7 protein-coding genes and 4 pseudogenes are annotated in these 12,784 nt (G+C 62.6%); 2 read left to right on the forward strand and 9 right to left on the reverse strand.

Going from position 1 to position 12,784, the window contains the following annotated elements:
• Positions 1–384: 384 nt before the first annotated feature.
• From CupriaWKF_RS31205 to CupriaWKF_RS31220, 4 genes and pseudogenes are all read right to left on the reverse strand, one after another.
• Complete coding sequence (locus tag CupriaWKF_RS31205) at positions 385–1,563, reverse strand: epoxide hydrolase family protein (RefSeq protein WP_276103945.1); 1,179 nt, start codon at positions 1,561–1,563, stop codon at positions 385–387.
• Positions 1,564–1,745: 182 nt separating this feature from the next.
• Positions 1,746–2,147 carry a cupin domain-containing protein gene (locus CupriaWKF_RS31210; protein WP_276103946.1) on the reverse strand — a complete coding sequence of 134 codons (402 nt, stop codon included), beginning with the start codon at positions 2,145–2,147 and terminating at the stop codon, positions 1,746–1,748.
• A 108-nt stretch (positions 2,148–2,255) separates the two neighbouring features.
• Positions 2,256–2,459 (reverse strand): annotated as a pseudogene (locus CupriaWKF_RS31215) (thioredoxin); the annotation flags it as partial.
• Positions 2,460–2,524: 65 nt separating this feature from the next.
• Positions 2,525–2,941 carry an organic hydroperoxide resistance protein gene (locus tag CupriaWKF_RS31220; protein WP_276103947.1) on the reverse strand — a complete coding sequence of 139 codons (417 nt, stop codon included), beginning with the start codon at positions 2,939–2,941 and terminating at the stop codon, positions 2,525–2,527.
• Between the two features lie 439 nt (positions 2,942–3,380).
• Here CupriaWKF_RS31220 and CupriaWKF_RS31225 point away from each other — a divergent pair.
• A pseudogene (locus CupriaWKF_RS31225) lies at positions 3,381–4,105 on the forward strand (response regulator); the annotation flags it as partial.
• Between the two features lie 389 nt (positions 4,106–4,494).
• On the opposite strand, the gene CupriaWKF_RS31230 reads toward CupriaWKF_RS31225, so the two are convergent.
• From CupriaWKF_RS31230 to CupriaWKF_RS31240, 3 genes and pseudogenes are all read right to left on the reverse strand, one after another.
• Positions 4,495–5,967 carry a benzaldehyde dehydrogenase gene (locus tag CupriaWKF_RS31230; protein WP_276103948.1) on the reverse strand — a complete coding sequence of 491 codons (1,473 nt, stop codon included), beginning with the start codon at positions 5,965–5,967 and terminating at the stop codon, positions 4,495–4,497.
• 564 nt (positions 5,968–6,531) lie between these two features.
• Positions 6,532–7,089 carry an Rrf2 family transcriptional regulator gene (locus tag CupriaWKF_RS31235; protein WP_276103949.1) on the reverse strand — a complete coding sequence of 186 codons (558 nt, stop codon included), beginning with the start codon at positions 7,087–7,089 and terminating at the stop codon, positions 6,532–6,534.
• Between the two features lie 198 nt (positions 7,090–7,287).
• Positions 7,288–7,755: pseudogene (locus CupriaWKF_RS31240) on the reverse strand (TolC family protein); the annotation flags it as partial.
• A gap of 4 nt (positions 7,756–7,759) precedes the next feature.
• Between CupriaWKF_RS31240 and CupriaWKF_RS31245 the strand changes: the two are divergent.
• A pseudogene (locus tag CupriaWKF_RS31245) lies at positions 7,760–7,951 on the forward strand (thioredoxin reductase); the annotation flags it as partial.
• 263 nt (positions 7,952–8,214) lie between these two features.
• Here the strand turns inward: CupriaWKF_RS31245 and CupriaWKF_RS31250 are convergent.
• Together CupriaWKF_RS31250 and CupriaWKF_RS31255 are read right to left on the reverse strand one after the other, a co-directional pair.
• Positions 8,215–9,630 carry an efflux transporter outer membrane subunit gene (locus CupriaWKF_RS31250; RefSeq protein WP_276103951.1) on the reverse strand — a complete coding sequence of 472 codons (1,416 nt, stop codon included), beginning with the start codon at positions 9,628–9,630 and terminating at the stop codon, positions 8,215–8,217.
• Complete coding sequence (locus CupriaWKF_RS31255) at positions 9,617–12,781, reverse strand: multidrug efflux RND transporter permease subunit (protein ID WP_276103952.1); 3,165 nt, start codon at positions 12,779–12,781, stop codon at positions 9,617–9,619. The genes CupriaWKF_RS31250 and CupriaWKF_RS31255 overlap by 14 nt, the downstream gene beginning before the upstream one ends.
• Between the last annotated feature and the right edge of the window lie 3 nt (positions 12,782–12,784).

The raw sequence follows: 12,784 nt of genomic DNA on the forward strand, positions 1-12,784 counted from the left end.
GCGCGGCGCGCGTTTGGACCAACTGCAAGCGCTCAAGGGGCTGCAGCAAAGGCAACTCCAGTGGCTGTAAGCGACGGCTATGTTGGTCCCTTGTTCAATGAAGTCCTTGCGCCCTTCCGCGCGCATATCCGAAGCTCAACCTCTGGCTGGACGGCCTGCCGGTGGACGACGTACTGACTAACGGTTGCGGAGGCCCGTAACCGGGCCATTCTCGGCAAGGAGCAAGTCCTCGACCCAGGAGCCCGGCGAGAAGTTGTGAAGGCGGCTGGCAGTACAGTCACTTTGCCCGGCAATGCATGCCGTTGTACCTTCCCGATGGCAAACTCATTGCGGTGCGCGCCTGCCCGATCAGTTGATTTGGTCAGGCGGCACCATGGTACTTGCTCAGCGCAGGGACTGGAACGCGGAACGTACTTCGGTACTGAACAATTCTGGCTCTTCCCAAGCTGCGAAGTGGCCGCCCTTGTTCACTCGGTTGTAGTAGATGAGGTTCTGATAAGCGCGTGCCACCCAGTGCCTTGGAGGCCGGTAGACCTCGCCTGGGAAGATGGTAACCGCCACGGGGATCGTGATGGGCGCTGTGCTGACAGCGCTAGCACCGGCTTCCCAGTAGATTCGCCCGCTTGAAGTTCCGGAATCCGTCAGCCAGTAGAGCGTGATGTTGTCGAGGATTGCGTCGCGTCCTAATGCTCGCTCAGGATCGCCACGCGTGAATACCCAGTCAGCCTGCTTGTCATAGATCCATGCTGCCAGCCCCACCGGCGAATCGGCCAGGCCGTATCCGATGGTTTGCGGTCGCGTTTGCATGATAGAGGCGTATCCGAATCCCTTACTGAGGAATTCCCTGGCCTCGTCGAACACCCGCCTTTCTTCGATGGCCAGGTTCGCCGGTGCGGGATCCCCGCTTTTGAGCGCCTTTGCAACGTCTGGTGGCAAGGTCGTGGAGCGCTCGATCCTGTTGACGTGGATCCCGAGAAGCCCCTCCGGCGCCAGGCGACCAAGCGCATCGGAGATGATGGCACCCCAGTCCCCGCCCTGTGAAACATAGCGCGCATAGCCGAGCCGCTTCATCAGGACGTCCCAGGCGCGCGCGATGCGCTCAGGATTCCAGCCTTTGCCAGTTGGCTTCTGTGAGAAGCCAAAGCCGGGAATCGACGGAATGACCAGATGGAAAGCATCGTTGGCAGTTCCGCCGTGCGCAGTGGGATCGGTCAATGGGCCGATGACATTGAGCAATTCAAAGACCGACCCTGGCCAGCCGTGAGTCATGATGAGCGGCAGCGCGTTTGGATGGCGAGAGTGTACGTGGATGAAATGAATGTCCAGACCGTCGATGTTCGTCAGGAATTGGGGATAGACATTGAGCTTTGCCTCAGCCTTTCGCCAATCGTAGCGGGTTGCCCAGTAGCCCACGAGCGCCTGAAGCTTTGCAAGCTGTGCACCCTCGGATCGATCGCTGACCGTTTCCGCATCAGGCCAGCGCGTTGCGGCTAGGCGTCGGTGCAGATCGGCGAGCGCGGCTTGGGGAACGTGCGCGCGAAACGGGCGAATCGTGTCGGTCATGGCGGGCTGCCCGGCATTGGCCTGCGCGGCAGCAGACAGGACCGGGCGGAACATGGGGAGGGCTGCAATTGCCACGCCACCCATTAGCAACGTTCGGCGAGACAGGTTGGGCGGCGGGTTCGATGCGCGAGTGTTCAAGGGGATGTCTCCTTTGCCATCCGTAGTGGATCCATACCGCATGCTCATTTGGCCGGCACCACCAGCGGTGCCCCCTTCTTCACGATGTATGTTGCCAGTTCCGATGCCTTGCCGCTGCCGACATTCCGCGCCGAGTGGGCGGTTCCAGCCGGGATGAACAGGGAATTACCAGCCGTGAGCGTGACAGGCGGGTTGTCGCCGAGCTGGTATTCCAGCGTTCCCTGCAAGACATGGGCAAGCTCTTCGCCCGGATGCGAATGCTTCGGCGCGAACGCGCCAGGATCGAAGTCAACGCGCACCTGAATGCCCTCGCGATCCGGCACGCTGAGATCGTGCTGGACGAGATCTGCGCGATGGACGCCAGCCGTTTGTGCTTGAGCCGCCTGCAGCATCAAACCGCTGCCCAGCAAGAGCAGAGCCGCAGCAGTGATTCTGGTCGATTTCATCTAGAGATTCCTTCGTCTTGATAATGTGGGTGAGATTCCGTTACAGCCGCGATCGTCTCGGTGATTCACCGGGCGTGTCGGGCAAATTGTCTTTGCTGGTTTCCCGGGCCGGGGCCGATCCAGGAATTTCTGGATGACAGCGTCCGTCTCGGCATAGCTGCCTTCGCCGAAGTGTTGGTAGACAATTCGACCGTCGGCGTCGATCAGATACAAGGCGGGCCAGTACTCATTGCAGAATGCCGACCACGTGCCGTACCCGTTGTCCTGCGCTACCGGATAGCGGATGTCGAAGCGCTTGAGGGCGGCCTGGACGACGTTGTGGGCATGACGGGTTGCAAGGAATGGCCCGCGAGGCAATGCAAGCAGGCCAATGCTTGTCAGGCCACGTTCAGCTCGACGTGGATGTTGCCGCGCGTCGCCTTGGAGTACGGACAGAGCTGGTGCGCGGCTTCCACCACCGCTTGCGCCACCTCACGGTCCAGGCCCGGCAGGCTGACATTCAGGCGGGCCTGCAAGAAGTACGCGTCGCCTGTTGTGCCAAGGTCCACTTCGGTATTGAGTGCGAGGTCCGCCGGAAGCCTGATCTTCATATCGCTGGCTGCACGGCCCATCGCACCGATAAAGCAGGCGGACCAGCCTGCGGCAAACAACTGCTCCGGGTTCGTGCCTTGGCCGTTGCTGCCCGGGGGCGACAGCTTCAGGTGTAGGCGGTCGTCGTCACTGTGGGCTTGGCCATCGCGGCCACCGCTAACGCGGACCTTTCCGGTGTAAAGCACATTTTCGATACGCATCATGATGGATATCCTTGAGTTGAAATTGCGTGTCCAGGTTACTTCGCCCTCTGTCTGGCGGCGGGGCCACGCTATCCATTAAAGAAACCAGATGTATCCGCCACGTAGCGTGAGACAGCCACTCTGCGTGGGAAGGTATCCCGCTTGCCGCCAGATACAATGGCATACAAAAATCCGGCTCCGGTGGCGGGTTTCTAGGCTGCCCGCTCCTTCAGTCAATGCCTGCACGCCGCCTAGATTGGCGAGTATCAGCAGGCTCTTCGCAGGGTGGGCTTTGCGCCAAGTGGGCATTTCTGGCGTGTATCGCCAAAAGCAGTTTACGTATCGAACCGCGGAAGGCCACCGCAAAATGCCTTGCGATATACTCAGAGCGCACGACGTCACATCGTAGACGCGGCAAATGGCCGCTCTTTCAACTGTGCCGAGTGATTGACACCAATGGATACACGACCATATCCTGATCGTCGATGATGACTGGGAAATTCGGGAACTGGTTTCAACCTACCTCACCAAGAACGGCCTGCGTGTGACCGTGTCGCCGGATGGCAGGCATATGCGATCCTGCCTGCAGGCCAACACGGTCGACTTGATCGTACTCGACGTGATGCTCCCCGGCGATGATGGCCTGGTACTGTGTCGCGAACTGCGCGCCGGCAAGCACAAAGCCACGCCGATACTGATGCCCACCGCGCGCGACGACGAGACCGATCGCATCCTCGGGCTTGAAATGGGCGCCGACAATTATCTGGCCAAGCCTTTCGCAGCGCGGGAGTTGCTAGCGCGCATCAAGGCCGTGCTGCGCCGCACTCGGATGCTGCCGCCCAACCTGCAGATCTCCGAGGCCGGGCAGATGCTGGCGTTCGGCGACTGGCAACTCGACACCATCGCGCGGCACCTGGTTGATCGGGAAGGCACCATTGTCGCGCTCAGCGGTGCCGAATACCGCCTGCTGCGCGTATTCGTCGACACCCGATGCGGGTGTTCAATCGCGACCAGTTGCTCAGCCTCACGCAGGGACGCAAAGCGGACATGTTCGAGCGATCGGTCGATTTGCTGGTCAGCCGCCTGCGGCAGCGCCTCAACGATGACGCACGCGATCCGGCCTATATCAAGACCGTGCGCAGCGAGGGCTATGTATTCTCCAAGCCCGTGGAGATCAAGGAGGAGCGTCAGTGCACGCGCGCGCTTTACCCTGGCCCCGGTCGCTGGGATCACGGCTCTTCCTGGTCCTGCTTTCCGGTCTGATCGTCGCGTATGCGCTGTCGTTTGCGGTGCTGGGTAGTGTCTCGGACAATGCCGGAGGATTCGTCGAGGAAATGCAGAGGACCCGCCGCGCGACACTCCCCGCGCCATCGTGAAGCCACGCACTGTGAGGAGCAGTGGTGCCGATATGCGGCGCAATGACGCCGCAGCACCCCCACCGTGTGGGCGCTGCGACGCTGGGGCACGCTGCGAAGCTCCTGATTGCGACTACTGCTTCAACCGCCCTTGCCGCGAATCACAGCGGCCTTGCGCAAACGGCACCCGATCGTATTGTTGCTTCTGGAATCCCATTTTTAAATTGGGTAATGTGGCGCTTCGCCCCGAATGGTCATCCATTGCCACTGGGTAAATTCCTCCCAGTTGGCCACTCCGCCGATGCTGGTGCCGTTGCCAGACGCGCCGACACCGCCAACCGGGTTGATGACCTCGTCGTTGACAGTCTGGTCGTTGATATGAAGCATACCGGTGCGCAGGCGTTCGCCAATGCGCAGTGCCCGGGTGACATTGCTGGAGATGATGCCCATCGACAGTCCGTACTCGGTACCGTTGGCCAGCGCAATCGCTTCCTCATCCATGTCGAACGGCACCACCACAGCCACCGGCCCGAATATCTCTTCGCGGAAGGCAGGACTATCCGGTGTCACGCCGCTGAGCACGGTGGGCTCGAAGAATAGGTCGCGATAGGCGCCACCAGATGTGATGCGGGCACCAGAGCGCTGCGCGTCGCTGACGATTCTGGCAACATTATCGCGCTGGTTTTCATTGATCAACGGCCCCAGCGCGAAGTCGCCTTCCGCGGGGTCCCCCACCGTGAGGCTCGCGGCCTTGGCGGCGAGTTTCTCGACGAACCGGTCGTGGATACCACGCTGTACCAGCACACGGCCGGTGGCCATGCAGACCTGGCCCTGATGCAGAAAGGTGCCCCATGCGGTGTTTGTAACCGCGAGGTCGAGATCGGCATCATCGAGGATGATCAGCGAATTTTTTCCGCCCAGTTCCAGCGAAACTTTCTTGAGATGCCGGCCTGCGGCCTCCCCGACCTTGCGGCCTGCAGCCGTGGAGCCAGTGAACTGGATCATCGCCACATGGGGATCGGCCGTCAGCGCCGCACCCGCGGCACCATCTCCCGGCAGCACGTGCAGCGCACCGGTCGGCAGGCCGGCGAGTTCAAACAGCCGCGCGACAACGAAGCCACCGCACACCGCTGTGCGGGGATCGGGCTTGAGCACCACCGCGTTGCCCAGCGCCAGCGCCGGCGCAACGGCCCGCATCGCCAGGTAGAGCGGAAAATTGAACGGCGAGATGACGCCGACCACTCCAAGCGGCCGCCGGCGCGCCAGGGATAGCCGCCCAGGCACGGAAGGCAATAGCTCCCCGGCGCAGCGCGATGGCAGCCCGGAGGCTTCTTGCAGGACCTTAATAGTGATACTCGTCTCGAACGCCGCCTTCGCTCGCGTGGAACCGCTTTCGCGCACAATCCAGCCGACAATTTCGTCGAAATGCGTCTCGGTAAGGCGCACAGCCCTGCGCAGCACATTCGCACGTTCGTCATGGTGCAGGCCGGCCCAGACTGGCTGTGTCTTCGCCGCGGCCTCGGCCGAACTGGCAATCATCGAGACATCGGCCATGCCGATGCGCCCCAGCTCCCGGCCCGTAGCAGGCTCTATCACGCTGGTCGCGACACTGCCGGCCTGCCAGCGCCCAGTGAAGAGTTGATCAGTCCAGATGTTCTTGTCGAGCAAGCCGGGGGAATCCGTGCGGTTCATGAAATCTCCAGTTCGTGTGGTTGTGGTGTGCCAACATCCGCCGATCTGCGGGACCGAGGCTCTGAAGAGGGAATCCCGAGCGCGGAGTAGCTGCTGCTCTTGAGGCGCCTTCAGGCGTCTCAGGCCATTCCGCTACCTATTGCGGACTATCGCCCCGTGGATTCTGCCCCGACACACCCTCAAGACGTTGCGTAGCAGTCATGGCAAATTTCCGTCATGGGGAGGAGAGTAAGTATAGACCTAAACAACGACTATATAAGTCGCGGTTTCAACGAAATATCGTTTGGAAGCCGTGAGCCCGACATGATTTGGTTGACGCCACGCGAGACCATCCCGCCCTGCATCGACGGTTGATTGCGCAATCGAAGTCAGTCACCACTGCACGGTGAAGAGATGTCATCCGCTGCCGGAATCCGCCTGGGCCCACAGCCCACTATTTGTGGGCCATTTGCGAGACACTGCAGCGACTGGAGAAACCAACGGCGTGCGCACCCGGGAGCTTTGTAGGGTTGGGGTCGCCTGCCATTTCGCGCGTGTTGCGCAGGAGAATCGAGCGGGCGAACCTCAGCCGCTCTTGCGCGAAGTGGAGCGCTTGGGCGCAGGTCTTCCGCCCCGCCGATTGGCCGCTCGATCCGACAGCCATCTGACAACCTGCACACCGTAGCTGGCCGGCGTCTTATCATTGACGCGCTGAGAAAGGTCGGCCAGAGTATGCCGTTTCAGTTCCGCTCGCATAGCTTTCTCTGCAGCCTGCATGACGGCGTGAACCGAGCAAACGCCACGCGTCGCCCAGCCCGGCGCGTCATCATTGAAGACGGCACAGCGCCCGCGGATCTCGAGGCAGTCGAAGAGAGGCTTCTCGCCATCGATCGCTTCCACGACATCGAGGACGGTAATGTGGTTGGCGGGCCGCGCGAGCCGGAATCCGCCCTTGATGCCCTCCGTAGCGACCACCAGCTCAGCCTTGGCCAACTTGGTGAACAGCTTGGCCAGGAAGTCATGGGGAACGCCCTGAAGCTCAGCCAGATCACGGACGCTCGCTTCTTCCACCGCTGCGTTCGAACGCGTCAGGTACAGCAGGCAGTGGAGGCTGTATTCAACGCCTGTACTGATGTGCGACATGATATACTAAGACTTGAAATATCGTAGTTGCAATGCTATACAAGTTCCGCGGCAACCGCAAGGCAGAAGCTCACCGCTTGTGCTGTTGATCTGTCACGACATCCGGGCCGACATACAGACCGATAACCGGCTTTGGATCGTCTGGCGTCGGGTACCTTCCCGGCTTGAGCACCAGGGCCTCCTGATACACTATCTAACTCACTCGACAGCAGGCCCGCTGTCAGGGTTGTTGCGCGGACTCCATCCACCCCCGAGGCTGCGCACCAGCGACACCGTCGCCGCGGCCCGCAAGCCGGCCACGGCGTTGGCATCGCGTTGCGATTGCAGCACCGTCCGGTCGGCATCGATCACGGTCAGCTAATCCACCGCGCCCGCGTCATAGTGGCTGCGCGAGATGCGCTGGGCACGCTTCGCCCCGGCCAGTGCCCCGTCCAGCGCCGTGGATTGCTGGCTGAGCCAGCGCACATCGGCCAAGCTGTCCTCGACTTCGCGAAACGCCACCAGCACGGTCTGCTGGTAGCGCGCCACGCTCTCCTCGCGCGCGGCACGCGCGCCGGCCAGGTTCGAACTGTTGCGACTGCCATCGAATACGGTTTGCGCGATCGTCGAACCCACCAGCGGTCCGAGCGCCCACGTGCGCGACGACCACTTGAACAGATTCGACAGGTGGCGCAACCCCGACGTTGGCCAACTCGAGCCCTATCTGGGTCTGCTTCCGGAACTCGATCCAGCACACGTCTACGATGTGGCGATCATGACGGGGCTGGGGGGCTGGCGGCGTCAGTCTACGCGGCTTCCGGCGGGCTTCCCGTTGCGGTATTCGACTGGCGCGCCCGGAGGCCAGGTCGGAACCTGTTCCCGCTACTCGCGGCAATATCGATGTGGCCGTGGACGTCCTGACTTCGTGATCTGACTCGCTTGCAAAAGTACCCCGTCGGCCATCACGAACCGCCGACGGGATGCTTCGGGCGCTGGGATGCAACGTATTGACCTGTATGAGCAGAGGCCAGCGACATGCGCCGAACGGAAGATTGTCCGCCGCGACCAATCGTCAGACTCCTCGCTACATTCAAGTTTCGGACCCCGCGCCGTGAACAGTGAACGGTGACCGCTGGACCACCGCGTCTAGTGGAGATCTTGTTCAACCTCCCAACCACCGCCCGCAGCAACGAAGATTCGCACGAGGTTCGTCCGCAGGCTCGCATCCGATGCGGCCTGCTGCGATTCCGCGTCGAGCAGGTCACGTTCGGCTACCAGCACGTCCAGCAGGCCGACATAGCCGAAACGGTACTGTGTTCGCGCCAGTTCGGCTGCGCGCCGGTTCTGCGCCACGCCTGCGGCGAGCGACGTATTGCGCGCCTGCTCGTTCAGGTAGGCCGACATCGCACTTTCCATATCCTCCAGTGCGTCGAGCACGGTCTGCTGGTAGGCCAGGAACGCTTGCGTCTGGCGCGCGTCGGCCGCATCGATCTGCGACCGGATGCGCCCGAAGTTCAGTACCGGCTGCACCAGCCCGACTCCGATCCCCCAGGGTGTCGACGAGAACGGCGTCGCATTCTGTACGCCGAATAAAGCGGTCAGCGAAATGTTCGGGAACAGTTCCGCGACCGCCGCCTTGCGTGCGGAGATCGACGCGGCGAAGCGGCGTTCCGCTACGCGTACATCCGGTCGCGTGGCGATCACGGCGGCCGGCGCCGAGACGACGATGCGCCCGTCGAGTGACGGCTGTGGCGCGGCCGCGACTTCCTGCAAGGTGCCCGGCGGCCTGCCGAGCAGCGTCGATAGCCGGTTGGCCGCCGCGTCCCGCGCTGCGCGCAGCGTCGGCACGCGCGCCTCGGTCGTGGAGGTCTGCGCCGCCGCGCGCTGGACGTCGAAGTTGCTCACCAGCGCGCCGCGTTGCTGGGCTTCGACCAGTTTCAGCGTCCTGCGCTGGGTCTCCAGGTTGCTGGTCGTCAGCGCAATTTGCCGGTCCAGGTTGCGCAATTCGAAGTAAGTGCGCGCCACCTCCGCCAGCAACGCAACACGCACGGCCTGCTCACTGGCCTCGGTGGACTGGAGGATCGCCGTCGCCTGTGCCGTGCGGGCCTGGTTGCGGCCGAACAGGTCCAGTTCCCACGCCGCCGACAGCTCCACCTGGTTCACGGTGACCGCCTTGTCATTGGTCAGCAGGCCGCGATTGCCGCGCTCGCTGCTCGCTACGGCGTTCACCTCCGGCGCCAGCGCCGATTGCGCCTGCAGCCGCGCTGCGCGCGCCTCTTCGACCCGTGCCCGCGCAATGCCAAGCGACTTGTTGCCGGCAATCGCCTCACGGACCAGCGCCTCCAGCGCGGGGTCGTGGAAATGCGACCACCATTGCTGGTCGACCTTCGCATCGTCGTGGCTCTCGATCAGGTCGGCGTTAGCCTGCGCGGGCGCGAGCGTCTGCCAGCGCGGCGCGACGTCGACACCGGAGCTTTGCGGCCCCACCGGAGTCGTGCAACCCGCTACGACAGCCGCAGCGGCAGCAAGGACAGAGGCAGCCCATCGTTCAAGCTTCAGCATGCTGCTGCACCCTTTCCTTCCGCGTGATGCGCTTTTCCAGTTTACGGATCAGGACATAGAAGACCGGCGTCAGGAACAGGCCAAAGAACGTGACGCCGATCATGCCGAAGAAAACGGCCACGCCCATCGCGTGGCGCATCTCGGCGCCGGCACCGTGCGACAGCACCAGAGGGAGTACCCCCATGATGAAGGCAATCGACGTCATCAGGATCGGCCGCAGGCGCAGGTGTGCGGCCTCGATGGCTGCCGCAAGCGTGGCCTTGCCCTGTATTTCCAGTTCCCGGGCGAACTCGCATATCAGGATCGCGTTCTTGCACGCCAGTCCTATCAGCACAAAGAACCCTATCTGCGTGAAGAGGTTGTTCTCCCCGCCGGTCAACCAGACCCCCGCGATGGCCGAGAAGAGGCACATCGGCACGATCAGGATGATGGCCAGCGGCACGAACGGGCTTTCGTACTGCGCGGTCAGCACAAGGAACACCAACAGAATGCAGATCGGGAACACGATCAGCGCGGTGTTGCCCGCCAGGATCTGCTGGTAGGCCAGCTCGGTCCATTCGAAGGCCATGTCGCCGGGCAGCGTGTCATTCAGGATGCGCGTGATCGCCGCCTGCGCCTGTCCGGTGGAGTAGCCGGGCGCCGCGCGCCCATTGATGTCGGCGGAGCGGTAGGCGTTGTAGCGCGAGGCGCTGTCAGGGCCGCTGGTGTCGCTGAGCGTCACCACGGCTCCCAGCGGCACCATCCTGCCTTCGACGTTGCGCACCTTCAGACCGAGGATGTCATCGCGCTTCGAGCGGAAGTCCTTGTCGCCCTGCGCGATCACCTGGTACGTGCGGCCGAACTTGTTGAAGTCGTTCACGTAGAGCGAGCCAAGGTAGATCTGCATGGTCTTGAACACATCATCCACATCCACACCGAGCTGCGCAGCGCGGGTACGGTCCACGTCTGCATAGATCTGCGGCGTGGAGACGTTGTAGTTGGTGTACACCCCCGCCAGCTCGGGCGCCTTGCGTGCCTTCTCCAGCACGGTGTTAACTACCTTGCTGAGCGCCTGGTAGCCGGCGTCGCCACGGTCCTCGATCTGCAGCTTGAAGCCTCCGGTGTTGCCGAGCCCTTGCACGGGCGGCGGCGGGAACACGGCGATGAAAGCATCGCGGATCGACGCGAACTGCTTCTGCAGGCTGGCGGCCATCGCCGGTCCTGTCGTTCCCTGCTTGTGCAGCTCCTCAAACGACTGTTCCCCGACAAACACCACGGCGGAGGACGGGCTGTTGATGAACCCGTTGATCGACAATCCCGGCAACTGCACGGCGGTGCGAACACCAGGCGCCTTCAACGCCACGTCGCCCATCTGCCGGACCACGGCTTCGGTGCGGTCCAGCGTCGCCCCTTCCGGCAAGCGAACCAGGTTGACCAGATAGCCCTTGTCCTGGATTGGCACGAAGCCGGCGGGCACCCGGACGAAGCCAAGTACCGTGGCCGCCAGCAGCAACGCGTAGAAGACCATGGACCCGCGCTTGTGCTGAAGCGCTCGCTTCACGCCACCGCCATAGGACTCCCCTCCCCGGCTGAAGACGCGGTTAAAGCGGCTGAAGAAGCCACCGAGCCAGCGGTCCATCAGGCGCGTCAGACGGTCCTTGGGCGCATCGTGCGAGCGCAGCAGCAAGGCGGACAATGCCGGCGACAGTGTCAGCGAGTTGAACGCCGAGATCACGGTTGAGATCGCGATTGTCAGCGCGAACTGGCGATAGAACTGACCGGTAAGGCCGCTGATGAACGCGATGGGCACGAAGACCGCGCAAAGCACCAGTGCGATGGCGATGATCGGCCCCGTCACCTCCTGCATCGCCTTGATGGTGGCTTCGCGCGGCCGCAGGCCCGTGGCGATGTTCCGCTCGACGTTCTCGACCACCACGATCGCGTCATCCACGACGATGCCGATCGCCAAGACCAGCCCGAACAGCGACAACGCATTGATCGAGAAGCCAAACCCGAGCATCACCGCGAATGTGCCCACCACGGATACGGGCACAGCGAGCAGCGGAATGATGGCCGCGCGCCAGGTCTGCAGAAAGACGATCACCACCAGGACCACCAGCGCGATGGCTTCGAGCAGCGTATGGATGACTGCCTTGATCGAATCGCGCACGAACGTGGTCGGGTCGTAGGCAATGCGGTACTCCAGGCCATCGGGGAAGCGCTTGTTGAGTTCGGCCATCTTGGCGCGGACATTGTTCGAGATGTCGATGGCGTTCGCGCCCGGCGTCTGGAAGATCACCATTGCCAGCGCCTGCTTGTTCTCGAGCAACGCGCGCAGCGCGTACTCGCTGGCGCCCATTTCCACCCGGGCCACGTCCTTCAGGTAGGTGACCACGCCCGCCTCGCGCTTGACGATGATGTTCTCGAACTGGTCCACGTCGGCCAGGCGGCCCTGCACGTTCACGGGCAACTGGATCTCGACGTTGTCCTTGTACGGCGGCCCGCCCACCACGCCCGCCGCAACCTGAATGTTCTGCTTGCGAATCGCGGCCACGACCTCGTCGGGATTCATGTTGCGCTCGGCAATCTTTTGCGGATTGAGCCAGACGCGCATGGCATAGTTGCCCGAACCGTACAGCTTGATTTGTCCGATGCCTGGAATCTTCGCCAGTTCGTCCTTGACGTTCAGCAGGGCGTAGTTGCGGAGATAAAGATTGTCATAGCGGTCCGACGGCGAAATGAGGTGCACGACCATCGTCAGGTCCGGCGAACTCTTGACCGTGCTGACGCCGAGCTGACGCGTCACCTCTGGCAGGCGCGGGAGCGCTTCGTTGACGCGGTTCTGCACCAGTTGCGTGGCGAGGTCCGGGTTCGTGCCCAGCTTGAACGTTACGGTCAGTGTCAGCACGCCATCGCTGGCCGCCTGCGAGGACATGTACAGCATGTTCTCAACGCCGTTAATTTGCTCCTCAAGCGGCGTAGCCACGGTTTCGGCGATGACCTTGGGGTTGGCGCCGGGGAACTGCGCGCGCACGACCACCGACGGCGGCACGACTTCCGGATACTCGGAAATCGGCAGCTTCGGAATGGCCAGCACACCGGCAAGGAAGATAAGGATCGAGATGACCGCCGCGAAGTTGGGGCGGTCGACAAAGAACTTGGACAGATTCATGCG

This window comes from Cupriavidus sp. WKF15, assembly GCF_029278605.1.
GTDB lineage: Bacteria > Pseudomonadota > Gammaproteobacteria > Burkholderiales > Burkholderiaceae > Cupriavidus.